Source organism: Streptomyces sp. SCSIO 75703, assembly GCF_036607905.1.
GTDB lineage: Bacteria > Actinomycetota > Actinomycetes > Streptomycetales > Streptomycetaceae > Streptomyces.
Genome location: NZ_CP144555.1, coordinates 3,255,354 through 3,278,966, shown reverse-complemented (window position 1 = coordinate 3,278,966; position 23,613 = coordinate 3,255,354). Strand labels below are relative to the sequence as shown.

The 23,613-nt window shown below is 75.1% G+C and carries 24 protein-coding genes; 16 read left to right on the top strand and 8 right to left on the bottom strand.

What is annotated here, in order from left to right; translation table 11 throughout:
• Positions 1-13: 13 nt before the first annotated feature.
• The 9 genes from VM636_RS14245 to VM636_RS14205 all read left to right on the top strand — a co-directional run bounded on the left by VM636_RS14245 (position 14) and on the right by VM636_RS14205 (position 9,424).
• Positions 14-1,489: an MFS transporter gene (locus VM636_RS14245; RefSeq protein WP_053912964.1), complete on the top strand. Its 1,476-nt coding sequence runs from the start codon at positions 14-16 to the stop codon at positions 1,487-1,489.
• A 101-nt stretch (positions 1,490-1,590) separates the two neighbouring features.
• Positions 1,591-2,004 (top strand): DUF3151 domain-containing protein, encoded by a 414-nt coding sequence (locus VM636_RS14240; RefSeq protein ID WP_030420209.1) that lies wholly within the window; start codon positions 1,591-1,593, stop codon positions 2,002-2,004.
• 198 nt (positions 2,005-2,202) lie between these two features.
• Positions 2,203-3,054: a tryptophan 2,3-dioxygenase family protein gene (locus VM636_RS14235; RefSeq protein WP_053912963.1), complete on the top strand. Its 852-nt coding sequence runs from the start codon at positions 2,203-2,205 to the stop codon at positions 3,052-3,054.
• On the top strand, positions 3,047-4,258 hold the full coding sequence (kynU, locus tag VM636_RS14230) for a kynureninase (RefSeq protein ID WP_338484679.1): 1,212 nt from the start codon (positions 3,047-3,049) through the stop codon (positions 4,256-4,258). Before VM636_RS14235 ends, kynU begins: the two co-directional genes overlap by 8 nt.
• A gap of 35 nt (positions 4,259-4,293) precedes the next feature.
• The gene (locus VM636_RS14225; RefSeq protein ID WP_030420206.1) at positions 4,294-4,620 is read left to right on the top strand and encodes a hypothetical protein; all 327 of its coding nucleotides are present in this window, start codon (positions 4,294-4,296) and stop codon (positions 4,618-4,620) included.
• 498 nt (positions 4,621-5,118) lie between these two features.
• Positions 5,119-6,003 carry an alpha/beta hydrolase gene (locus VM636_RS14220; protein ID WP_053912961.1) on the top strand — a complete coding sequence of 295 codons (885 nt, stop codon included), beginning with the start codon at positions 5,119-5,121 and terminating at the stop codon, positions 6,001-6,003.
• Between the two features lie 129 nt (positions 6,004-6,132).
• A complete protein-coding gene (locus VM636_RS14215; RefSeq protein ID WP_338484676.1) occupies positions 6,133-7,479 on the top strand; it encodes a histidine kinase in 1,347 nt (448 codons plus the stop codon).
• The gene (locus VM636_RS14210) at positions 7,476-8,144 is read left to right on the top strand and encodes a response regulator transcription factor (RefSeq protein WP_030420203.1); all 669 of its coding nucleotides are present in this window, start codon (positions 7,476-7,478) and stop codon (positions 8,142-8,144) included. The genes VM636_RS14215 and VM636_RS14210 overlap by 4 nt, the downstream gene beginning before the upstream one ends.
• A gap of 62 nt (positions 8,145-8,206) precedes the next feature.
• Positions 8,207-9,424: a cytochrome P450 gene (locus VM636_RS14205; protein WP_338484674.1), complete on the top strand. Its 1,218-nt coding sequence runs from the start codon at positions 8,207-8,209 to the stop codon at positions 9,422-9,424.
• Here the strand turns inward: VM636_RS14205 and VM636_RS14200 are convergent.
• The 3 genes from VM636_RS14200 to VM636_RS14190 all read right to left on the bottom strand — a co-directional run bounded on the left by VM636_RS14200 (position 9,404) and on the right by VM636_RS14190 (position 12,539).
• Positions 9,404-9,667 carry a hypothetical protein gene (locus VM636_RS14200; RefSeq protein WP_338484672.1) on the bottom strand — a complete coding sequence of 88 codons (264 nt, stop codon included), beginning with the start codon at positions 9,665-9,667 and terminating at the stop codon, positions 9,404-9,406. The genes VM636_RS14205 and VM636_RS14200 overlap by 21 nt on opposite strands.
• A gap of 251 nt (positions 9,668-9,918) precedes the next feature.
• Positions 9,919-11,538, bottom strand: coding sequence for an ABC transporter permease (locus VM636_RS14195; RefSeq protein WP_338484670.1), 1,620 nt, complete (start codon positions 11,536-11,538; stop codon positions 9,919-9,921).
• The gene (locus tag VM636_RS14190; RefSeq protein ID WP_338484668.1) at positions 11,535-12,539 is read right to left on the bottom strand and encodes an ABC transporter ATP-binding protein; all 1,005 of its coding nucleotides are present in this window, start codon (positions 12,537-12,539) and stop codon (positions 11,535-11,537) included. Before VM636_RS14190 ends, VM636_RS14195 begins: the two co-directional genes overlap by 4 nt.
• Positions 12,540-12,613: 74 nt before the next feature.
• Here VM636_RS14190 and VM636_RS14185 point away from each other — a divergent pair, with 74 nt between their 5' ends.
• Positions 12,614-13,120 (top strand): MarR family transcriptional regulator, encoded by a 507-nt coding sequence (locus tag VM636_RS14185; RefSeq protein ID WP_030420198.1) that lies wholly within the window; start codon positions 12,614-12,616, stop codon positions 13,118-13,120.
• Between the two features lie 146 nt (positions 13,121-13,266).
• Here VM636_RS14185 and VM636_RS14180 read toward each other — a convergent pair whose 3' ends face one another.
• Positions 13,267-14,148 (bottom strand): diacylglycerol kinase family protein, encoded by an 882-nt coding sequence (locus VM636_RS14180; RefSeq protein WP_053912957.1) that lies wholly within the window; start codon positions 14,146-14,148, stop codon positions 13,267-13,269.
• A 183-nt stretch (positions 14,149-14,331) separates the two neighbouring features.
• Between VM636_RS14180 and VM636_RS14175 the strand changes: the two genes are divergently transcribed.
• The 5 genes from VM636_RS14175 to VM636_RS14155 all read left to right on the top strand — a co-directional run bounded on the left by VM636_RS14175 (position 14,332) and on the right by VM636_RS14155 (position 17,504).
• Positions 14,332-15,615 carry an adenylosuccinate synthase gene (locus VM636_RS14175; RefSeq protein WP_030420196.1) on the top strand — a complete coding sequence of 428 codons (1,284 nt, stop codon included), beginning with the start codon at positions 14,332-14,334 and terminating at the stop codon, positions 15,613-15,615.
• A gap of 96 nt (positions 15,616-15,711) precedes the next feature.
• Positions 15,712-16,563: a helix-turn-helix transcriptional regulator gene (locus VM636_RS14170; RefSeq protein ID WP_338484664.1), complete on the top strand. Its 852-nt coding sequence runs from the start codon at positions 15,712-15,714 to the stop codon at positions 16,561-16,563.
• Between the two features lie 11 nt (positions 16,564-16,574).
• The gene (locus tag VM636_RS14165) at positions 16,575-16,766 is read left to right on the top strand and encodes a DUF397 domain-containing protein (RefSeq protein ID WP_338484662.1); all 192 of its coding nucleotides are present in this window, start codon (positions 16,575-16,577) and stop codon (positions 16,764-16,766) included.
• A gap of 178 nt (positions 16,767-16,944) precedes the next feature.
• Complete coding sequence (locus VM636_RS14160) at positions 16,945-17,217, top strand: hypothetical protein (RefSeq protein ID WP_338484660.1); 273 nt, start codon at positions 16,945-16,947, stop codon at positions 17,215-17,217.
• A complete protein-coding gene (locus VM636_RS14155) occupies positions 17,217-17,504 on the top strand; it encodes a hypothetical protein (RefSeq protein ID WP_338484658.1) in 288 nt (95 codons plus the stop codon). The genes VM636_RS14160 and VM636_RS14155 overlap by 1 nt, the downstream gene beginning before the upstream one ends.
• A 232-nt stretch (positions 17,505-17,736) precedes the next feature.
• On the opposite strand, the gene VM636_RS14150 is transcribed toward VM636_RS14155, so the two are convergent.
• The 4 genes from VM636_RS14150 to VM636_RS14135 form a co-directional block, all read right to left on the bottom strand.
• Positions 17,737-18,177: a hypothetical protein gene (locus tag VM636_RS14150; RefSeq protein ID WP_053912952.1), complete on the bottom strand. Its 441-nt coding sequence runs from the start codon at positions 18,175-18,177 to the stop codon at positions 17,737-17,739.
• A complete protein-coding gene (locus VM636_RS14145; RefSeq protein ID WP_030420184.1) occupies positions 18,174-18,824 on the bottom strand; it encodes a hypothetical protein in 651 nt (216 codons plus the stop codon). The genes VM636_RS14150 and VM636_RS14145 overlap by 4 nt, the downstream gene beginning before the upstream one ends.
• 107 nt (positions 18,825-18,931) lie before the next feature.
• A complete protein-coding gene (locus tag VM636_RS14140; RefSeq protein ID WP_030420183.1) occupies positions 18,932-19,645 on the bottom strand; it encodes a GntR family transcriptional regulator in 714 nt (237 codons plus the stop codon).
• A 110-nt stretch (positions 19,646-19,755) separates the two neighbouring features.
• The gene (locus VM636_RS14135; RefSeq protein ID WP_030420182.1) at positions 19,756-21,111 is read right to left on the bottom strand and encodes an aspartate aminotransferase family protein; all 1,356 of its coding nucleotides are present in this window, start codon (positions 21,109-21,111) and stop codon (positions 19,756-19,758) included.
• Positions 21,112-21,441: 330 nt separating this feature from the next.
• Here VM636_RS14135 and VM636_RS14130 point away from each other — a divergent pair, with 330 nt between their 5' ends.
• Positions 21,442-23,568: a serine/threonine-protein kinase gene (locus VM636_RS14130; RefSeq protein WP_338484656.1), complete on the top strand. Its 2,127-nt coding sequence runs from the start codon at positions 21,442-21,444 to the stop codon at positions 23,566-23,568.
• The last annotated feature ends 45 nt before the right edge of the window (positions 23,569-23,613 follow it).

Genomic DNA, 23,613 nt, shown 5'->3' with positions numbered 1-23,613 from the left:
GTATACCTGGGGAATGCCCGACGTACGGCTGGCCTCGACGCAAGGCCGGTGGGTGCTGCTCACCACCGTGCTCGGCTCCAGCATGGCCCTGCTGGACTCGACCGTCGTCAACGTCGCCCTGCCGCACATCGGCCGCGACCTCGGCACCGGCCTCGCCGCCCTGCAGTGGACGGTCAACGCCTACATGGTCACGCTGGCCGGGCTGATCCTGCTCGGCGGCGCCCTCGGCGACCGGTTCGGCCGGCGCCGCGTCTTCGTGCTCGGCGTGCTGTGGTTCGCGGCGGCCTCGCTGCTGTGCGGGCTCGCGCCCAGCGCCGAGGTGCTGATCGCCGCGCGGGCGCTGCAGGGGGCCGGCGGCGCGCTGCTGACGCCCGGCTCGCTCGCGCTCATCCAGGCGACCTTCCACCCCGACGACCGGGGCCGGGCGGTGGGCCTGTGGTCCGGTTTCGGCGGCGTCGGCGCGGCGGTGGGGCCGTTCCTCGGCGGCTTCCTGGTGGACGGGCCCGGCTGGCGCTGGGTGTTCCTGCTCAACGTGCCGCTGGCGCTGCTGTGCGCGCCGATCGCCCTGTGGCACGTGCCCGAGTCCTCCGACGAGCGCGCCCACGCCCGCTTCGACGTGCTCGGCGCGGCCCTCGGCGCGGCGGCCCTGGCGCTGATCACCTTCGCGCTGATCGAGGCGCGCTCGGCGACCTGGGTGGTCGGCGCCGCGGCGGTGGCCGGGGTGGCGGCGGCCGTCGCCTTCGTCCTGGTCGAGCGGCGCCGGCCGGACCCGATGGTGCCGCCGGACGTCTTCGCCTCCCGGCAGTTCACCGCCGTCAACATCGTGACCCTCTGCGTGTACGCGGCCTTCGGCGGCTTCTTCTTCCTGACCGCGCTCCAGCTCCAGGTGGTCGTCGGCTGGTCGGCGCTGGCCGCGGGGACCGCGCTGCTGCCGACCACGGTGCTCATGCTGCTGCTCTCCGCCCGCTCCGGGGAGCTGGGCGAGCGGATCGGCCCGCGCCTCCAGCTCACCGTCGGCCCGCTGCTGTGCGCCCTCGGGATGCTGCTGATGCTGCGGGTGGGGCCCGGCGCCTCCTACCCGGCGGACGTGCTGCCCGCCCTGGTGGTCATGGGGATGGGCATGGTCACGCTGGTCGCGCCGCTGACGGCGACCGTGCTGGCCTCTGTGGACACCGCGCGGGCCGGCCTGGCCAGCGGGGTCAACAACGCGACCGCGCGGGCGGCGGGGCTGGTCGCGGTGGCCGCGCTGCCGCTGCTCACCGGGATGGGGCAGGAGGCGTACCGGACGCCGCGCCTGTTCGACGCGGCGTTCGGCTCGGCGATGCCGATCTGCGCGGGCGTGCTGGTGGTGGGCTCGCTGATCGCCTTCACCACGGTGCGCCGCCCGGCGCCGGACTGCCGCCGGCCCGAGTGCCGCACCCACGGCTCGGTCGCGGTTCCCCCGCTGGAAGGGGAACGCGCCCGCCCGGCGACCGGCCCCGGGGGCTGACGGAGGCCGGCGACCGGCCCCGGGGACTGACGGAGGCCGGTGGCCCGGGGGGCCGACCGTGCGGAGACCGGGGCGCGCGGGCGATGGCGCAGACTGGAGCCATGGCCATTCACGAGAACCTTCTCGGGGGACCGCCCCCGACCCACCTCCCCGACGACCCCGGACCGCGCGAGATGCTCGCCGGCGGGGCCTCCGCCACCGACGTCGCCGCCAAGTACCCGGCGTCCTCGCTGGCCTGGGCCCGCCTCGCCGACGAGGCGTACGAGCGGGGCGGTGTCGTGGAGTCGTACGCCTACGCCCGCACCGGGTACCACCGGGGCCTGGACGCGCTGCGCCGCAGCGGCTGGAAGGGCCACGGCCCGGTGCCGTGGGAGCACGAGCCGAACCGCGGCTTCCTGCGGGCCCTGCACGCCCTCGCCCGCGCCGCGCGGGGTATCGGCGAGGAGGAGGAGTACGAGCGCTGCAGCCAGTTCCTGAAGGACTCCTCGCCGGCCGCCGCCGAGGTGCTCGGCTAGCCGGAGCCCGACGAACGGCGCGGCGTACCGGCCCCCGGGTGGTTCCCGGGGGCCGGCCGTGTCGCCCGGGGGGAGCAGCCGGGCGGGCGGGCCTTGCGGGTGGCCCGCACGATTGCGGAGTATGCCCGTGGGGACCGGGGCCCCGTGCCGGTAACGGCAGGGCGGACCGCTACCCGGAGTGCACATCAGGAGACAGCGATGTCCCACCAGGCTCAGACGACGCCCCAAGAGGCCCACGAGCCCGAGGCTCCGCATCTCGACTTCGCCGGCACCACGCCGTACGAGGACTACGTCAAGGCGGACGTGCTCACCCACCTCCAGCACCCCCTCTCCGACGACCCAGGGGAGATGGTCTTCCTGGTGACCACCCAGGTCATGGAGTTGTGGTTCACCGTCATCGTCCACGAGTGGGAGACCGCCGCGCGCGCCCTGCGCGAGGACCGCGTCCCGACGGCGGTCGACGCGCTCAGGCGGTCGGTGCGGGAGCTGGAGGCGCTGAACGCCTCCTGGAAGCCGCTGGGGCAGCTCACCCCGGCCCAGTTCAACGCCTACCGGGGCGCCCTCGGCGACGGCTCCGGCTTCCAGTCGGCGATGTACCGCCGGATGGAGTTCCTGCTCGGCGACAAGTCCGCGTCCATGCTCGTCCCGCACCGGGGCGCCCCCCGGGTCCACGCGGAGCTGGAGAAGGCGCTGCACGAGCCGAGCCTGTACGACGAGGTGATCCGGCTGCTGGCCCGGCGCGGCCACGACATCCCGGCCGCCGTCCTGGACCGGGACCCGAGCCGCCGCCACGAGCCGTCCCCGCGGGTGGAGGCCGTCTGGGCGGCGGTCTACGCGGGCGACCAGAACAGCGAGGAGGTCCGCCTCGGGGAGGCCCTGACCGACGTCGCGGAACTGGTGTGGCGCTGGCGCAACGACCACCTCGTCGCCACCCGCCGCGCGATGGGCGCCAAGACCGGCACCGGCGGCTCGGCCGGGGTGGCCTGGCTGGAGAAGCGGGCCCGCAACCAGGTCTTCCCCGAGCTGTGGACGGCGCGGTCCCATGTCTGAGCTGAGGAGCAGGGCGGACGAACTCGACGCCGCGGACGCGCTGGCCGCCCTCCGCGGGCGTTTCGTCCTGGACGACGCGGTCTACCTGGACGGCAACTCCCTCGGCGCGCTGCCCGCGCACGTGCCCGCGCGGATCGCGGACGTGGTCGCCCGCGAGTGGGGCGAGCTGCGCATCCGGTCCTGGGAGGAGAGCGGCTGGTGGACCGCGCCCGAGCGGGCCGGCGACCGGATCGCCCCGCTGGTCGGCGCGGCCCCCGGGCAGATCGTGGTGGGCGACTCCACCAGCGTGAACGTCTTCAAGGCGCTGGTGGCCGCCGCCCGCATGGCCGGTGAGGACCGCGACGAGATCCTGGTCGACGCGACGACCTTCCCGACCGACGGGTACATCGCCGCGTCGGCGGCCCGGATGACCGGCCGCACCCTGCGTCCGGTGACGCCCGCCGAGGTGCCGTCCGCGGTGGGCGCGCGCACCGCCGCCGTCCTGCTCAACCACGTCGACTACCGCACGGGCCGGCTGCACGACCTGCCCGCGCTGACGGCGGCGGTGCGCGCGGCGGGGGCGTACGCGGTGTGGGACCTGTGCCACAGCGCGGGCGCGCTGCCCGTCGGGCTCGACGAGCACGGGGTGGGCCTGGCGGTCGGCTGCACCTACAAGTACCTGAACGGGGGGCCCGGTTCGCCCGCGTTCCTGTACGTGCGGCGGGACCTCCAGGACCGCTTCGACTCGCCGCTGCCCGGCTGGAACTCGCACGCCGAGCCGTTCGGGATGCGGCCGGAGTACGCCCCCGCCGAGGGGGCGGCGCGCGGCCGGGTGGGCACGCCGGACATCCTGTCCCTGCTCGCCCTGGAGGCGGCCCTCGACGTGTGGGACGGGGTGCGGATCGAGGGGGTGCGGGAGAAGTCCCTGGCGCTGACCGACTTCTTCCTGCGCTGCGTCGACGCCTACGCCCCCGGCGGACGGGTCGAGTCGCTGACCCCGCGGGCCCACGCCGAGCGGGGCAGCCAGGTCGCGCTGCGCTGCGTCCCCGCCGGGGGCGCCCCCGACGCGGCCGAGGTGATGCGGCGGCTGATCGCGCGCGGGGTGGTCGGGGACTTCCGCCGGCCGGACGTGCTGCGCTTCGGCTTCACCCCGCTCTACGTCGGCTTCGCGGACGTGGAACGGGCGGCGCGGGTGCTGGGGGAGGTGCTGCGGGAGACGGCCTGAGGAACCACGGCGGGCCCCGGCGCGTCGACACTGGTGTGGATCATGGAACTCGTGGCTGCGCCGGTCTCGCCGTCGCCGGGGCGGGCGCGGCCGGCGCCGTCCTCGCCTGGGCGCCGCACGCGCGCGTCAACGTCACCGGCGGATTCGCGGGCAGCCACCGCGACCTGAGCGTGCTGTACGTGGACCTGCCGCTCATCGCGCTCGGCGGCGCGCTGCTGCCGCTCCTCGCGGGGACGCTGGCCCTGCGCCTGCTCGGGCGGCCGTGGGCGGCGGCCCTCGTCGCCGTGGCGGCGCTGGGCCTCGGCGTGTGGGGGCTGACGAGCTGGTGGACGCCGTACCAGCGCCCCGAGTTCATGGGGTAGGGCCGCGCGCGCCGTCCGCCGCCGGCGGGGTGGCGGGACGGCGGGGGCCGCGCCGGCCCGCGGGCGGTGCGGCGGCCGGTGGGCCGTGCCGGCGGGCCGCCGGTGGGCCGACCTCTGGGCGGGCCGATCCCCGGGTGTGCCGACCGTGGGCCCGTCGTCCGTGTGCCGACCGTAGGCCCGCCGTGGGGGGACCGGCCGCCCGCCGTGGGTCCGCCGACCGGGGGCCGCCGTCGGTCCGCCGGGTCCGCCGACCGCCGGTCCACCGTGTCGGCCGACCGTCGGTTCGCCGGTCCGCCGGCCGTCGGTGCGCGGCCGGTCCGCCGCCCGAGGGCACCGCGCGGCGTCCCGGCGTGTCCCCGCGTCCGGCGAAGCCGCGCTCCCTCACCCTGTGTCACCTCCGCATGTGGGCACGTGCCAGGGGCCTGATACCGTCTCCCGCCAACGGCCGATTCCCCACCGCGGACCGCCAACACCGTGATGTCGCTGAGAGGTTGGAGCATGTCGGACGTCGCCGCAGAGCCGGGCACCGCTGCCGCGAGGGCCGAGGCGGAGGAGAGGTCGGCCCTCTCCCACCCGGCGGCCGACCCCGACGGCACCGCCTCCTACGGCGACCACCCCGACCAGGTGATCGACTTCTACGCCCCGCGCGCCGCCGGCGGTCCGGGCGGCCCCGCCCCCGTCGTCGCCGTACTGCACGGAGGCGCCTGGCGGGCCGGGTACGACCGGCGGCACATCAGCCCGTTCGCCGCCTTCCTGGCCGGGCGGGGTTTCGCCGTGGCCAGCGTGGAGTACCGGCGCGGCGCCCCCGGCGGCGGACCGGTCGCCGGGCGCTGGCCGGACACCTTCGACGACGTGGCCGCCGCGCTGGACGCGCTGCCCGGCCTGGTGGCGCGGCACCTTCCGCAGGCCGACGCCCGCCGCACCGTGCTCACCGGCCACTCCGCCGGGGGCCACCTCGCCCTGTGGGCCGCCGCCCGGCACCTGCTGCCCGAGGACGCCGGGTGGCGCACCGACCGTCCGGCGCCGCTGCGCGGGGTCGTCGCCCTCGCGCCGATCGCGGACTTCGAGGTCGCCGGGACACTGGACGTGTGCGGCGGCGCGGCCCGGGAGCTGCTGGGCGGGGCGGAACGCTTCGCCGCCCGCCGGCCCTACGCCGACCCGGTGCTGCTCCTGCCCACCGGCATCGCCACCACCCTGGTCCAGGGCCGGGCCGACACGGAGGTGCCGCAGGCGGTCGCCGAGTCGTACGCCGAGGCGGCGGCGCGGGCCGGGGAGGTCGTCGGCGTGACCCTGCTGGAGGACGTCGGCCACTTCCCGCTGATCGACCCGACGGCGGACGCCTGCGCGGTGGTGGCCGAGGAGATCGCCCAACTGGCCTGGTGAGCAAGGGCGTCGGCCGGCGGGACGGGTCCGTCCGGCCGACGGCGTACCCGCGTAGTACCTGAGAGGGACGCCGCGGGACCCGTCTCACTGGTGACGACGGCGCCCCCGGCTGCCCCTAACGTTGCCGACGTGACCGAGACGACTCAGACGAGGACCGTGCCGCCCGCGGGCGGGAACGGGGCCGGCAGCCCGGAACACCGGCTGGCCGTGGAGACGCTGGGCGGACTGCGCGCGGACCTCTTCCACGACGCCTTCGCCCTGCGGCCGATGCCCCCCATGTCCACGGACGGACCGCTGACCCGCCGCCTGCCCGACCGGATACGCGCCCGGGCGGCCCGCCTCCCGCACGCGATGGTCGGCCTCGCCGCCCTGCTGGCGTTCTTCATCGGCACGGTGAGCGGCCCCTACGCCCAGGCGCAGGGTGTGCTCGCCGGGGCGCTGTGCGCGCTGCCGGTGCTGCTGACCCTGGTCCGGCCGGTGGGCGCCTTCTGGGCCTCCATGGCCGTGCACCCGGTGATCGCGGTGGTCGGCGGCGTCTGGGGCGGCTGGCCGTGGGCGCCGGGCGCCTTCGTCTGCCACCTGTCGGTCCTGGTGATCGTGGCGATCCGGACCCGGCCGCGCACGGCGGTGTGGATGTGGTGCCTGACCGCCGCCTACGGCTTCGTCATGGAGAGCGTGCTCGGCGCCGGGCACTACGGCAACAACTCCGGCCCCATGCTGGTCTTCTCCGCCTTCGCCCTGCTGGTGGTCTGCGTCTGGCACGTGCGCCGCGACGCCCGCCAGGAGGTCAGCGCGCAGCAGACGGTGACCGCGCACGAGCGCTCCCGCCGGACGCTGCTGGAGGAGCGCACCACCATCGCCCGCGAACTGCACGACGTGGTCGCCCACCACATGTCGGTCGTCGCCATCCAGGCCGAGGCCGCCCCCTACCGGGTCGAGAACCCGCCGGAGGAACTGGAGCGGGCCTTCGCCACCATCCGGGAGAACGCGGTGGCCGCCCTGACCGAACTGCGCCGCGTCCTCGGCGTGGTCCGCGCCGAGGACTACGAGGCCCCCGACGCCCCGCAGCCCACCCTCGCCGATCTCGACGGGCTCCTCGCCAACGTGCGCGAGGCCGGCCTCGACGTGGAGCGGACGGTGACCGGCGCGGTGCGCGAACTGCCGCCCGGCGTCGAGCTGTCGGCGTACCGGATCGTGCAGGAGGCGCTGAGCAACACGCTGCGCCACGCGCCCGGCGCGACCGCCCGCGTCGAGGTCTCCTACGTGCTCGGCGGCCTCGGCCTGCGGGTGGTCAACGGGCCGATTCCCCCGACGTCGCTGGTCAAGCCGTCCCCCGGCGCCGGTCACGGGCTCACCGGGATGCGGGAGCGGGTGGCCATGCTGAACGGCGCGATGACGGCCGGCCCCGCCGGGGACGGGGGATACGAGGTGTCGGTGTTCCTGCCGGTCGCCGTGGTGGACGAGGACGAGGCATGACGACGATCCGCGTGGTGATCGCCGACGACCAGATGATGGTCCGCGAGGGCTTCTCGGTCCTGCTCAACGCGATGCCGGACATCGAGGTCGTCGGCGAGGCGGTGGACGGCCGGGACGCGGTCGCCAAGGTCCGTGAACTGGCCCCGGACGTCGTCCTGATGGACATCCGCATGCCCGGCGTGAACGGCATCGAGGCGACCCGCGAGATCGTCGCGGCGGACAGCGGGGCGAAGGTGCTGGTGCTGACCACCTTCGACCTGGACGAGTACGTGTACCAGGCGCTGCGCGCGGGCGCCTCCGGCTTCCTGCTCAAGGACGCCTCGGCCCGCCGGCTCGCCGACGGGGTGCGGGTGGTCGCCGAGGGCGAGGCGCTGCTCGCGCCCTCGGTCACCCGGCGGCTGATCACCGAGTTCTCCAAGCTCTCCGAGGTGCCCCGGCTGATGCCCTCGGCGCACGCGGCGTACGGGGAGCTGACCGAGCGGGAGACGGAGGTGCTGGTCCTCATCGCGCAGGGGCTCTCCAACGCCGAGATCGCCGCGCACCTGGTGGTCGCCGAGTCGACGATCAAGACGCACGTCAGCCGCATCCTGGTCAAGCTCGGCCTGCGCGACCGCACCCAGGCCGCGGTCTTCGCCTACGAGGCCCGCCTGGTCACCCCGGGCTGAAGACGGTGCGGGACGTGTGCGACCCCTGGTCAGGGCGGGTGGGCGGGGGTTAGCGTCCGGTCATGGCCGCTCCCGACCGATTCGACCCGTGGGACCCGGCGTTCGTCGCCGACCCCTATCCCGCCTACGCCGGGCTGCGCGAGCGCGGTCGCGTGCACTACTACGAGCCCAGCGACCAGTGGCTGGTCCCGCGCCACGCGGACGTCTCGGCCCTGCTGCGCGACCGGCGCCTCGGGCGGACCTACCGGCACCGCTTCACCGACGAGGAGTTCGGCCGCACCGCGCCCCCGCCGGAGCAGGAGCCCTTCCACACCCTGAACGACCACGGGATGCTCGACCTGGAGCCCCCGGACCACACCCGCATCCGGCGGCTGGTGACGAAGGCGTTCACCCCGCGCACGGTCGAGCGGCTGAAGCCGTACGTCGAAGGGCTGGCGGGCGACCTGGTGGCCGCGCTGGTCGACGCGGGCGGCGGCGACCTGCTGCGGGACGTGGCGGAGCCGCTGCCGGTCGCGGTGATCGCCGAGATGCTGGGCATCCCGGAGTCCGACCGGGCACCCCTGCGCCCCTGGTCCGCGGACATCTGCGGCATGTACGAGCTGAACCCGTCCGAGGAGACCGCGCGACGGGCGGTCCGCGCCTCCGTCGAGTTCTCGGACTACCTGCGCACCCTGATCGCGGCCCGCCGCGAGGACCCCGGCGACGACCTGATCTCCGGGCTGATCGCGGCGCACGACGAGGACGACGACCGTCTCACCGAGCAGGAGATGATCTCCACCTGCGTGCTGCTGCTCAACGCGGGCCACGAGGCGACGGTGAACTCCACGGTCAACGGCTGGTGGGCCCTCTTCCGCCACCCCGACCAGCTCGCCGCGCTGCGCGCCGACCACTCGCTGGTGCCGGGCGCGGTGGAGGAGCTGATGCGCTACGACACCCCGCTCCAGCTCTTCGAACGCTGGGTGCTGGACGAGATCGAGATCGACGGCACGGTCATCCCGCGCGGCGCGGAACTCGCCCTGCTCTTCGGCTCCGCCAACCACGACCCGGCCGTCTTCGCCGACCCCGGGCGGCTCGACCTCAGCCGCCGGGACAACCCGCACATCTCCTTCAGCGCGGGCATCCACTACTGCGTCGGCGCCCCGCTGGCCCGTATCGAACTGGCCGCGTCCATGACGGCCCTGCTGGAGCGGGCGCCGTCGCTGCGCCTGGCGAAGGAGCCGGAGCGGACGCCGAACTTCGTCATCCGGGGGCTGACCGGGCTAGCGGTCGAGGTCGGCTGAGCGGCGCCGCCCCCGGGTCAGCAGCCAGGCGGCGGCGCCCCAGAGCAGGGCGGGCAGGAGGGCCCCGGCGAGGAAGACGAAGGGGAGTTCGGCGACGGCGGCGCCGAGGTCCATGCCCTCGTTCTCGAATCCCTGGCCGAGGTGGCGCCGGGTCCGGGAGGACGTGCCCCACAGCGTCAGCGCGGTCCCGGCGCCGACGGCCGACACCGCGCAGCCGCCGCAGGTCAGTGCGTTGCGTGTCATACGGGGAGGGACGCCGCGGGCGGGCCCGGCGGTTTCCCGCGGGCCGCGGGTTCCGTCGCCGGGGGCGTCCCCTCGGGGCTCGCGGCGCCCCTCGCCGTACGGGAGGTCCCCTCCCGGGGCCGCGCCCTGGCCCCGGCCCCGCTCGGAGCGCGCCTTCCCCGGGCCCGGCCGGAGGCACGCGCCCACGGCCCCCGCTCGGGGCACGCGGGGCACGCGCCCCCCGGCCGACCCGAGGCACGCGACCCCCGCCCTCAGGAGGCCAGGTCCCGTCGGCGCAGGGCGGCCAGCCCGGCCCCCGTCAGCAGCGCGGCGAGCCCGGTGAGCGCGGCCGGCGGACCCCAGCGCATGGCCTCGCCGGGCAGCTTCGGCAGGTGGGCGAACGGGGAGGCGTGCAGTACCGCCGACGGCAGGTCCAGCGCCGGGCCGATCCACCCCAGCAGCAGCACCGCCACGGCCACCGCCCACGCCGCCGGCGCGGCCCGGGGCAGCGCCCCGTACAGCAGGACCGCCGCCGCGCCGAGCACCCACACCGCCGGCACCTGCACCAGGCACGCGGCGAGGACCCCCGGCACGTCCCGGCCGTAGCCGGCCGCGAAACCGGCCCCCGCCAGCAGCATCAGCAGCACCGACCCGCCGAGGGCGACCACCAGGTGCCCGGCGGCCCAGCGCACCCGGCCGACCGCCGCGGCCAGCACCGGTTCCGCCCGTCCGGAGGACTCCTCGGCGGAGAGCCGCAGCACCGAGGCGACCGCGAACAGGGCGGCGACCAGCCCGAGCATCCCGGTCGTCGTGGACACGAACGCGTCGGTGAGCCCCGTCTCGCCGCCCATCCGCTCGATGATCTCGCGGGCCCGCCCGCTGTCCCCGACCAGGCCGGCGGCGCCCTCGGCCAGCCCGCCGTAGACCGCCCCGGCCAGGAGGAAACCGGTGCCCCAGCCGAGCAGCGAGCCCCGCTGGAGCCGCCAGGCCAGCGCACCGGCCGTGCCCAGGCGCCCGTCGGCCGGGCCCGGCCGGGCCGGCAGGAAGCTCATGCCGGTGTCCCGGCGCCCGGCGAGCACGTAGGCGGCGGCGCCCTGGACGAGGACCGCGGCGGCGAACAGGGCGAGGACCGCCCAGCGTTCGCCCGCGAAGGGCCGCAGGTGCTCCGCCCAGCCCAGCGGGGACAGCCACGTCCCCGCGGAGTCGCCGTCGGCCGCCGCCGAGTCGCCCGCCGCGCGCAGCACGAACGCCGCGCCCAGCACCGCCGCCGTCAGTCCCCGGGCGAGCCGGGCGCTCTCGGTGAGCTGGGCGGCGACGGCCGCCGCCGTGGCGAAGACCATCCCGACGCCCGCCACCCCGAGGCCGAGCGCCACCGCGCCCGCCGCGCCGTGCCCGGCCAGCCCGGCCGCGACCAGCAGGGCGAGGAGCCCGTTGGCGAGGGCGGCGGTGAGCAGGGCCGCCGTCAGCGGGGCCCGGCGGCCGACCGCCCCGGACGCGGTCAGCTCCTGCCGCCCGCTCTCCTCCTCGTCCCGGGTGTGCCGTACGACGACGAGCAGGCTCATGGCGGCGGCCAGGAGGGCGGCGTACACCCCGGCCCGCCAGGCGGTGAGCGCGCCCGGTGAGTCGCCGAAGAGGGGGCCGGTCATCGCCCGCAGCGAGGCGCTCGCCTCCAGTTGCCGGACCAGCCCGGCGCGGGCGGCGGGGGTGTCGTAGAGGCTCTCCAGGGTGCCCGGCATGGAGAGCACCAGGAGGGCGTTGACGGCGACCCAGACCGGGATCGTCACCCGGTCCCGGCGCAGGGCGAGGCGCAGCAGCGTGCCCGTCCCGGCGAGCGGCACCCGGGTACCGCCGGGCCGGCCGGCGGTCGCGGGGACGGGGGCGGCGGCGGTCATCGGGCCACCGTCCCGTCCACCGGTTCGCCGCGGCCGTCGTCGTCCAGGCCGCTGCCGCTGCCGTCGTTGTCGTGGCTGTCGCCGCCGGTGCCGTGCCCGCCGTCCCGCCCGCCGGGACCGTCGTCGCGGTAGTGCCGCAGGAACAGCTCCTCCAGCGTCGGCGGGGCCGCCGTCAGCGACCGCACGCCCGCCTCGCCCAGCACGCGCAGGACGGGGCCCAGCTTGTCGGTGTCGGCCTGGAACCGCACCCGGCCGCCCCGCACGTCGAGCCCGTGCACACCGGGCAGGGCGGCCAGCGCCCCGGGGACGGTGGCGAGTTCGGCGCTCACGCCGGTCCGGGTCAGGTGCCGCAGCTCGGCCAGCGAACCGCGCTCCACCGTGCGCCCCTTGCGGACGATGGAGACCCGGTCGCACAGCTCCTCGACCTCGCCGAGGATGTGGGACGAGAGCAGGACGGTGCGCCCCCGCTCCCGTTCCTCGGCCACGCACCGCCGGAAGACGGCCTCCATCAGCGGGTCCAGGCCCGAGGTCGGCTCGTCGAGGATCAGCAGGTCGACGTCGGAGGCGAACGCGGCGACCAGCGCGACCTTCTGCCGGTTGCCCTTGGAGTACGTACGGCCCTTGCGGGTCGGGTCGAGGTCGAAGCGCTCGACCAGTTCCGCCCGCCGCCCGGCGTCCAGCCCGCCGCGCAGCCGGCCGTAGAGGTCGATGACCTCGCCGCCGGTGAGGTTGCGCCACAGGGTGACGTCGCCGGGGACGTAGGCGACGCGGCGGTTGATCTCCACCGCGTCCCGCCACGGATCGCGGCCGAGCACCCGTGCCGTGCCCGCGTCCGCCCGCAGCAGGCCGAGCAGCACGCGGATGGTGGTGGACTTGCCGGCCCCGTTCGGGCCGAGGAAGCCGTGGACCTCGCCGGTCGCGACCTCCAGGTCGAGGCCGTCCAGAGCGGACGTCCGGCCGAACCTCTTGTGGAGCCCGGAGACGCTGATTGCCTTCGTCATGACCGGGAACGTACGCTTAATTCAGAAGTTTGTGAAGTTAAGAAAACGTCAGGGGGGTGAGGGATGATCGGACGATGACCGAAGCAGCGGAGCAGGCCGGGCCGGGGCGCGACCCCGAGGCGGTGTCGAGGTTCGTCGAGGGCTTCGCCGCCCAGCTCGTCGAGGCCGGGATGCAGCGGATGCCCTCCCGGGTCTTCGCCGCGCTGCTCGCCTCCGACTCGGGCTCGCTGACCTCGGCCGAACTGGGCGAACAGCTCCGGGTCAGCCCGGCGGCCGTCTCCGGCGCCGTGCGGTACCTGGCCCAGCAGCACATGGTGGCCCGGGAGCGGGAACCGGGCTCGCGGCGCGAGCGGTACCGCGTGCACAGCGACCAGTGGTACGAGGCGCTGACCAACCGCGAGACCGTGCTCAAGCGGTGGGAGGCGGCCCTGCGCGAGGGCGTGGCGAGCCTCGGCGCCAACACCCCGGCGGGGCGCCGCATGGCGGAGACGCTCGCCTTCTTCGAGTTCGTCGAGGAGGAGATCGTCACGATGATGGAACGCTGGCGGGTCCACCGCGAGGCGGTCTTCGGCCCGCGCTGACCCGGCGCCCTCCGGACCGGCGCGGGCCCCGCCGGCCCGGCCGAGACGCCCGCGCGGCCCGGCCCGGACCCCCGCGGGCCCGCCGGTCCGGCCGGCACGTCCGCCGGGCCCGGTCGCCCGCCGGTCCGGCCGGCCCCGCCCGCGCCTCACCCCGGCAGCGTCAGCCCCCAGGCCGCTTCCCGCACGGTCCACGTGCGGGTGCGCACCGGACCCGAGACCACCGCGTCGGCCCGGTAGCGGAAGTGCGCCCCCGACACCGTCACCGTCCGCCCCCGCGCCCGCAGCGGCGACGCCTCCGGCCCCGCCGACGCGGGCCGCACCTCCACCTCGGCCAGCCCGCCCGCGCCCGGGGTCACCGTCACCGACCCCACCGCCCGGTCCAGGCCCACCAGCGTCACGCCGTCCACCTCGACCCGCAGCCGGGCCGCGCCGCCACCCGGAGCCGCCGCCGGCCGGGCCGCCGCCAGCGTCCGCACCAGGGACTGGCAGGTCCGCAGCCAGGGGTGGACCGGCGCCACCCCGGACTCCGCGCCCGCGCCCTCCACCACGGCCTCCTCCCGGCCGGCGGCCTCCCGCGCGGCGAGCGGCGGGATCACCACCGCGCCCAGCACCACCCCGTCACTGTCGTCCACGAGCAGGTCCAGCCGCCGCACCGCGCCGTCCAGCACCGCGCGCGCCGCCGCCACCGCCCCCGTCGGCAGCCCCAGCGACCGGGCCAGGCCCAGCGCCGGGCCGACCGGCACCACCGAGAGCGCGCACCCGTCCAGCTCCCGCTGCCGGTGCAGCAGCGCCACCGCCCGCAGCAGCGCGCGGTCGTCGCCGATCACCACCGGCCGCCGCGCGCCCCGTCGGCGCAGCACCCGCGCGAACTCCTCGGGGCTCTCCGGCAGACACACCTTCGTGTGGGCCGCACCCCCGCTGAGCACGTCTTTCGCGATCCTGACGGACTCGCCGTCCGCCTGCCGGGCGGACGGGTCGATGACCACCAGGAGCTGATCGGGCGTCGCGGAAGTCGCCACCTCGGCCATGCCTCGCTTCCTCGGGTAGCATCTTTGTGCAAGAGCCCCTTGCGCGATTGCGCCAGGGGCTTGGTCTATACCGGGGCTCCCGGTCCGAGGTTGGCGGCCAACGACGGTCGCGGTGCACACGGCGATGACCTCCGTGTACGCCCTTGACCTTGGACATGCCCCGCCCGGAAGGGGTGTACGCGCGTGCCCGCACTTGTGCTGCTCGGTGCTCAGTGGGGTGACGAAGGCAAGGGAAAGGCGACGGACCTGCTCGGTGGTTCCGTCGACTACGTGGTGCGGTACCAAGGCGGTAACAACGCCGGCCACACCGTGGTCGTGGGCGATCAGAAGTACGCCCTCCACCTGCTCCCTTCCGGAATCCTGTCTCCCGGCTGCACGCCGGTCATCGGCAACGGCGTCGTCGTCGACCCCTCGGTCCTGCTCTCCGAGCTGAGCGGGCTGAACGAGCGGGGCGTCGACACGTCCAAGCTCCTGATCAGCGGCAACGCGCACATCATCACGCCGTACAACGTCACCGTCGACAAGGTGACGGAACGCTTCCTCGGCAAGCGCAAGATCGGCACCACCGGCCGCGGCATCGGGCCCACCTACGCGGACAAGATCAACCGCGTCGGCATCCGCGTCCAGGACCTCTACGACGAGTCGATCCTCACCCAGAAGGTGGAGGCCGCGCTCGACGCCAAGAACCAGATCCTGACCAAGCTGTACAACCGCCGCGCGATCGCCGCCGGCCAGGTGGTCGAGGAACTGCTCGGCTACGCGGAGCAGATCCGCCCGTACGTCGCCGACACCGTCCTCGTCCTCAACCAGGCGCTCGACGACGGCAAGGTGGTCCTCTTCGAGGGCGGCCAGGGCACCCTGCTCGACATCGACCACGGCACGTACCCCTTCGTGACCTCGTCGAACCCGACCGCCGGCGGTGCCTGCACCGGCGCGGGCGTCGGCCCGACGAAGATCAGCCGCGTCATCGGCATCCTCAAGGCGTACACGACCCGCGTCGGCGCCGGTCCCTTCCCGACCGAGCTGTTCGACAAGGACGGCGAGGCGCTGCGCGAGATCGGCGGCGAGCGCGGTGTCACCACCGGCCGCGACCGCCGCTGCGGCTGGTTCGACGCGGTGATCGCCCGCTACGCGACCCGGGTCAACGGCCTGACCGACTTCTTCCTGACCAAGCTCGACGTCCTCACCGGCTGGGAGCAGATCCCGGTCTGCGTGGCCTACGAGATCGACGGCAAGCGGGTCGAGGAGCTGCCGTACTCGCAGACCGACTTCCACCACGCGAAGCCGGTGTACGAGATGCTGCCGGGCTGGTCGGAGGACATCACCGGCGCGAAGACCTTCTCCGACCTGCCGAAGAACGCGCAGGCGTACGTGAAGGCCCTGGAGGAGATGTCCGGGGCGCCGATCTCCGCGATCGGCGTGGGACCGGGCCGCGACGAGACGATCGAGATCAACTCGTTCCTCTGACGCCCCCGCGTTCTGAGAGATTGGAAAGGCGACCGGCACGGGTGACCCGGGCCGGCCGCCCTTCACAGATCCAGAACGGTGCCAGGGGAGCGTCCGATGCCCGTCCGTAAGCCGTCCACCGAACGGCAACGACGTCTGGGTGCAGAGTTGCGCAGAATGCGCGAGCACATCGGCATGTCGATCAATGAGGCCGCGGCCCTGCACCGCACGGATCGCACGACGGTGAGCAACACCGAGTCGGCACGCTCCGGTGTCAGTAGCGACCGCGTCCGCGTCTGGGCGGCCAACTACCGCTGTCCCGACGCCGCGTACATCGACGCGCTGGCCCTGATGGCCCGGGAGCGCGGACCGTACTGGTGGGACGAGTACCGGGACGCGCTGCCCGCAGGTCTCCTGGACATCGCGGAGATGGAGCATCACGCGGTGGCGCTGCGTTCGGCGCAGATCATGCATATGCCCGGTCTGCTCCAGCTCCCCGACTACATGCGCGGCATCTTCGACGAGGCCGTGCCGACCATGGCGTCCACGGACCTGGACCGGCACATGGCCTTCCGGCTGCGGCGGGCGGAACTGCTGGACCGTCCCGAACCGCCTCCGTGCGAGTTCCTCGTCCACGAGGCCGCGCTGCGGATGCGGTTCGGGGACAGGCAGGCTCTGCTGCGACAGATCGAGCACCTGCTGAAGGAGGCCGAGCGGCCCGCCGTCACGGTCCGGGTGGTGCCGTTCAGCGCCGGAGGCTTCGCGAACGCGGGCAGTTCGACCCTGTATGCCTGCGGACCTGTACAGCAGTTGGACATGGTGCAGATCGACGTGCCCACGGGCGTGAGCTTCCTGCACGCCGAGACCTACCTGGCGAACTACCGTGCCGTCCTCGACCGGATGCGTGAACGCGCCCTGGAACCAGGGGACTCCCTCACCTTCATCCGGCACGTTGCGAAAGAGATCTGAGGCGGGACCGAGTGGAACTTCAGTGGCGTAAGTCGTCCTTCTCGGCAGACACGGGGAGTTGCATAGAGGTCGCCGAGGAGGGCGATCGCATCTACCTGCGTGAGAGCGACGACCCAGGGCAGGTCGTAGAGACCACGCGTCGCAAGATGCGGGCCTTCCTGGAGGGAGCCAAGGCGGGCGAGTTCGACCGATTCGCCACATAGCGAAGCCGTCGGTACCCACTTACACACAACATGTTGTGTGTGCCGTCATGTTGTGCGTACGCTGTGTAGTGCAAGCCTGCCGTTCCGTGATGGTCCGGCGGGGTGTGCGCCCGTACAAAAGCCCCGGAGGTGAGCGACCACCTCCGGGGCGGAGCCAACGCTGTGAAGGAGCGTCAGCATGGACAACTCTATTCGGCATGCCCTGGAACGGGTACTCGCGCTGCTTTTCTCCCTGTTGCTTCCGGCCACCGGCCGGCGCCGGGGGACCCCGGGGACCGCCCCGGCCCCCGTACCGCCGCGCACCCTGTCCGGGCTGCGGCTGCTGATCCACCGCAGCGGTGTGGCCGGACTCTGCGCGCCGGTCCAGGAGCCCGGCCCCCTGGTCCGGCCCTACCTGCTCGCGTACGAGCGGGCGTACCTCGTGAACGGCCCGGCGGGGGTGGCGTACTGATGAGCGCCGCGCCGAACCAGCGGGTCCAGGTGAGCCGCGTGCCGAGCAAGCCGGTCCGACGTCAGGGTGACGGAAGGATCGCCATCGACCTGTGGCTGCGCCGCGACGGGGTCTTCGACGCGGACGCGGCCCTGAGCCTCACGACGGCGGAGGCGGAACTGCTCCACGCCCAGTTGTGCTACGCGCTGGACGGAGAGCCCGCCACCGACCGCGTACCGGACTGCCGCAAACCGCCGACGGCAAGGCGCGTCCCGGCCCGGGACGTGGGCGAGGGCCCGCACGGCTGACGTGGTGCCCGGACGGGGCGGGGGCGTCGACACCGCCCCGTCGATCCGGGGGCGGAGGCTTCGTCCACGTGTCACCCGCGCCGGGGCGTGGTCATCCTGGCCACGGGCGACAGGCCCCCGCAACGGGTGACGGCCGGCGGCAACGGCCCGCCGCTGCCGCCCTTCCCCGGGGGGTGACCGGCGCGGACCCGTTGCTCCGGAGGCCGGCCGCCGGCCACCTGATCGGGCCCGCTCAGCGGCGGGCCCAGCGGTCGTTGACGCCGCGGATGCGGACGCCGTAGAAGTCCAGCATGCGCAGGGTGCGGGCGCGGGTGTGGGGGCGCATGTGGGGCCAGGCGGCTTCCACCAGGCCGTCGGCGTCGAGGAGTTGTTCCAGGACCTGGAAGTACACCGCGCCGCTGACGTGTTCCGAGGAGTGGCCCACGATGCGCTCCACGAAGTCCCAGCACCGGTCGAGGAGTTCGGCGTCCGGGGTGGCGCTCGCCAACTGCGGCACGAGGACGGGCCGGGCGAAGCAGTCCAGGAGGATCTCGTACAGGTCGACGCAGACGTCCTCCGACAGGACGGCGCCGTCCGCCGGTATCCGGAACAACTCGGCCAGGGGCCCGGCCGTCTCGGGGACCGTGCGCAGCAGGAGGGGCGGGACGGCGGCGCACGGGACGTCGGCCGTCAACTGAAGACGATCATCGAGCCCTGGGCCAGGCTCCGGGTCGCGGCCGTGTGCAGGCCGAGCCAGACGTGGCGCTCGCGGGCGAAGGGGCTCGGGTCGTAGGGCGCGGGGGCGGCCGGCTCCGCCAGCTCGGTCGGCGCGGCCGGGGGCTGGGGGACGGCCGGCGGGTTGGCCGGATCGATGCCGAGGGCCGGGGCGACCGCCTCCAGCTCGCGCAGCAGGGCGTGCGAGGAGCCGAGGGGGCCGCCGCCCGCGAGGAGGTCGTCGTCGGCGAGGGGGTGCGGGAAGTCCACGGGGACGTACGCGCCGGCGTGGTCGTAGTGCCAGACCAGGTGCGACCGCTGGGCCGTCGACTCGAACATCTCCAGCAACTGCTCGTAGTCGCCGCCGAGTTCGTCCACCGGCGTCACCGGCAGCTCGCAGACCTGGAGCAGGTAGGCGCGGCGCAGGAAGTGCAGCGCGTCGTAGTCGAAGCCCGCCACCGGGGCGACCTCGCCGGACAGGCCCGGCATGTACTGGTACACGGGCACGGGCGGCAGGCCGGCCGCCGAGAGCACCGAGTCGTACTGCGCGAGTTCCTCGGCGAAGGGGTTGTCCGGGGTGTGGCACAAGACGTCGACGAGCGGCACCAGCCACAGGTCACAGGCCAAAAGAGGCTCCTCACACAGCTCGGCGGGCGGGCGGGTCGGTCACGAAAGCGTAGTCGGTGCCCTCGCGTGCAGGTCCCTTACCCACCCGGGGGCCGGGCCACCTCACGTCAGGGGGCGGCCGGCGGACCGGTGAGCCGTTCGATCAGCGCGAGGGAGTGGGCGTTGTACGCGGCGACCAGCGCGCGGGCCGTCGGGGCGTCGCGCCGGGTGAGCGCGTCGACCAGCTCGGTGTGGCCCGACCACAGCATGCCGCGCAAGTCTTCGAGCCGGCGCAGGTGCTGCACCGTGCACACCCAGCTCTGCACCCGCAGCCGGTGCAGGAAGTCGGAGAGGTACGGGTTGCCGAAGAGCGCGGCCAACTCCCGCCAGTACCGCAGGTCGTAGCCGATGAGGACGGTCAGCTCACCGGTGAGCGCGGCCCGCTGCGCCTCCTCGCCGCGCCGCCGGACCGCCGCGAGGTCGGCGGTCAGCCGGGCATCGCCGGGGCGCGGCCGCTCGTAGCGGTCGTCGGCGAGGGCGAGGAACATGCCGTCGGTGACCAGGCTGCGCGCCTGCACCATCCCCCGGAAGTCCTCGAACGAGTACTCGTGCACCCGGAATCCCCGGTGGTGGTCCGCGTCCAGGAGGCCCTGCGCGGACAGGTCGACCAGGGCTTCGCGGACCGGCGTGGCGGAGACGCCGTACTGCTCGGCGATCTCCTTCACGGTGAACTCCTGCCCGGGCTGGAGACGTCCGGCCAGGACCTCGTCGCGCAGGGCGTCGGCGATCTGCTGCCGCAGGGTGCTGCGCGTCACGGCACCGGTGCCGCTGGGGCCGGGCATGGTCGGGCGTCTCCTCGTCGCGTGCGGGTGGCGTGCGCATATATCTGTGCACGTCGAGGGGTGTACGTAGAGTTCTACGAGCACGCCACCTTACGCGTTCGATTCTTGCCCTACTCCGTGTGCTCGTCCGCCACGGAGAGCGCCGCGTCGAGCGCCGCCAGGCCCTCCTTCAGCTCGGCCTCGCTCGTGTTGCACGGCGGCACCACGTGGGTGCGGTTCATGTTGACGAAGGGCCACACGCCCTGCGCCTTCGCCGCGGCGGCGAACGCGGCCATCGGCGCGTTGTCCGCCCCGGCCGCGTTGTACGGCACCAGCGGCTCGCGCGTCTCCCGGTTCCGCACCAGTTCCAGCGCCCAGAACATGCCGACACCGCGCACCTCGCCGACGCTCGGGTGGCGCTCCGCCAGCTCCCGCAGGGCCGGGCCGAGGACGTCGGCGCCCACCCGGGCGGCGTGCTCGACGATGCCCTCCTCGGCCATCACGTTGATGGTGGCCACGGCGGCGGCGCAGGCCAGCGGGTGCCCGGAGTAGGTGAGCCCGCCCGGGTAGGGGCGCCGCGCGAACGTCTCCGCGATCTTCCCCGAGATGGCGATGCCGCCCAGCGGCACGTACCCCGAGTTGACCCCCTTGGCGAAGGTCATCAGGTCGGGCACGACGTCGTAGAGGTCGGCCGCGAACCACTCGCCGGTCCGTCCGAAACCGGCCATGACCTCGTCCAGGACGAAGACGATGCCGTGCCTGTCGCAGATCTCGCGGACCCCGGCGAGGTAGCCGGGGGGCGGCGGCATGATCCCGGCCGTGCCCGGGACCGTCTCCAGGACGATCGCGGCGACGGTCCCCGGACCCTCGAAGGCGATCGTCGTCTCCAGGTGCTCCAGCGCCCGCGCGCACTCCTGCTCCTCCGTCTCCGCGTAGAAGCGGGAGCGGTAGAGGAACGGCGCCCAGAAGTGCACGACGCCCGCCGCGGCACCGTCGGAGGCCCAGCGGCGCGGGTCGCCGGTGATGTTGATCGCCTGCTGCGTGCCGCCGTGGTACGAGCGGTACGCCGACAGCACCTTCGGCCGCCCGGTGTGCAGCCGCGCCATCCGCACGGCGTGCTCGACCGCGTCCGCGCCGCCGTTGGTGAAGAAGACCTTGTCCAGGTCGCCGGGGGTGCGCTCGGCGATCAGCCGGGCCGCCTCGGAGCGCGCCTCGACGGCGAACGCGGGCGCGAACGTCGTCATCCGCGCCGCCTGCTCCTGGATCGCGGCGACGACCTTCGGGTGCTGGTAGCCGACGTTCGTGTAGACGAGACCGCTGGTGAGGTCGAGGTACCGGTTGCCGTCGTAGTCCCAGAAGTACGAGCCCTCGGCGCCCGCGACGGCGAGCGGGTCGATGAGCTCCTGAGCGGACCAGGAGTGGAAGACGTGCGCGCGGTCCGCTGCCTTCACGGCCGCGCCGGCCTGGGGATGGGGCTGAGGGGTCATGCGGCGAGCGTAGGTGTCCGCGATGCGGAAACGGAATCGGCGTCCTGTCTGCGGGCGGGCCCAATCCACGACAGGTTGTCCACGCGCGGGCGTCCCGAGGGCGGGGCGCGGCCGGGAGTGTCGCCGGGGAGGGGCGCGGGGCAGGGCCGGGTGCGCGGGCGGGGCGCGGGGCCGGGTGCACGGGCGGGGCGCGGGACAGGGTGTGCGCGGTGTCGCCGGTCTGGCCGGAAGCGGCCTGTTACCGAACCGTGGACAACTCCCGGACACCGCGCGGGTGGCCCGCATTATCCTCGGGCTGTTGCTCACATCGGGGGGAAGGGGCGGCGCGGCATGGAGAAGCTCGGGGACGGGGACCCGCGGCACATCGGGGCCTACCGGCTGCTGGGGCGGCTCGGCGCGGGCGGCATGGGCCACGTCTACCTGGCCCGGTCCGACCGCGGACGGACGGTCGCCGTCAAGCTGGTGCGGGCGGAACTGGCCGCCCTGGAGGAGTTCCGCCGGCGGTTCCGGCAGGAGGTCGAGTCCGCCCGCCGCGTCGGCGGCCACTGGACGGCGCCCGTCCTGGACGCCGACACCGAGGCCGTCGTGCCCTGGGTCGCCACCGGGTACGTGGCCGGTCCCAGCCTCCAGCAGGTCGTCGGACACGACCACGGGGCGCTGCCCGAGCGCTCGGTGCGCACCCTCGCTGCCGGGCTCGCCCACGCCCTCCAGGACATCCACGCCGCCGGGATCGTGCACCGCGACCTCAAGCCGTCCAACGTCCTCGTCACCATCGACGGGCCCCGCGTCATCGACTTCGGCATCGCGCGGGCGCTGGAGACGGTGACCGACGGCGGCCTCACCCGCACCGGCGCGCTCGTCGGCTCGCCCGGCTTCATGGCGCCCGAGCAGGTGCGCGGCGACCGGATCACCCCCGCCTGCGACGTCTTCTGCCTCGGCTCCGTCCTCGCCTACGCCGCCACCGGCAGGCTGCCCTTCGGCTCCGCCAACAGCGGCGTGCACGCCCTGATGTTCCGCATCGCCCAGGAGGAGCCCGACCTGGACGCGGTGCCCGAGGGGCTCGCCGACCTCGTGCGGGACTGCCTCGCCAAGGACCCCGCGGCGCGGCCCGGCCTCGGCGAGGTGCTGGAGCGCACCGGCGCCCAGGACACCGTCGCCGACGGCCGCTCCCGCGATCCCTGGCTGCCCGGCGCCCTCGTCGCCCAGCTCGGCCGCCACGCCGTCCGCCTCCTCGACACGGAGAACCCCGAGGGCCCCGCGAGCCCCGGAGCGGCGGGGGGAACGCCCGGAACCGTCCCGGGCGGGCCGGGGGCGGCGGGTGTGCCGGGTGCGTCCGGTGCGCCGGGGGACACGCCGGTGGCACCGCCCGGTGCGGGCTTCCCGGGCGCGCCGCGTGCCGTGCGGAACGGCCATGCCGCCCCGGGCGTGTCCGGGGGCGGCGGTGCCCCCGCCGCCGCCGGAGGGCCGGGCGTGCCGGCCTCCCCGGCGCCCCAGGGAGCGGCCCCGGGCGTGCCGGACGGCGTGTCGTCCGCGCCAGGGGCCTTCGGAGCGTTCCCGGGCGTGTCGTCCGGCCCCGGCCCGGCCTCGTACGGACCCGGAGGCACCCCGGCGGCCCCCGGCCCGCCGCCCCCGGCGGGTCCTGGCGTGCCCTCCCCGGCGGGTCCCGGCGTCCCGCTGGACCACCTCCCGACGATGGCCGCGGGCCACACGCCGCCGCCCCCGCCCGTCGACCCCGCCTGGTCGGCCACGCCCCCGGGATACCACCCGTACGGCGGACACGGTTCGACCCCGCCGTACGGTTCGACCCCGCCCTGCGGACCACCGCCCGGCGCCGCCCACCCGCCGCCCTACGGCCCGCCGCAGGGAAACCCCCGGCACGGCCGTTCCACCGCGCTGCTGGTCGTCGTCGCCCTGGTGGTCGCGCTCGGCGCGGGCGGTTCGGTCTACGCCCTGATGAACGGCGACCGGGACGACCACCGGGCCGGTGGCGACCCGTCGGCCTCCCCGGGCGGCGGTGCCCCGCGGCACCCGGGCACCGGCGCCGCCACCACCGGACCGGACCCGGCGACCGGGACGCCGACCACCGCCCCGGCGGCCCAGGACGGCGCGATCCCCACCGGCTACCTGGGCTCGTGGTCCGCGACCATCGACAACGCGAGCGGCTCGCACAGCCGCCGGCTGACCATCCAGCAGGGCGGGGTGGGCGACACCGTCCTCTCCCTCGTCGCCGACGGCCCCGCGGGCGGCGGCACGTACCACTGCGTGTTCGAGGCGGGGCTCTCCACCGACCCGGGCACCGAGGGCCCGCTGCGGATCGGGGCCTCCCGGGTGACCGTCGGCCGCCCCGCCTCGTCCTGCTCCCCGGGCGAGCCCACCGTGGTCCGCCTCCTGCCCGACGGCACCCTGGAGCGCACCAACACCGGCACCGGCGAACGGCTCACCTACACCCGGGGCTGAGGCCGCCCGCCCCGCACCCGACCCCGCAGGGCGCCGGCCCGCGGG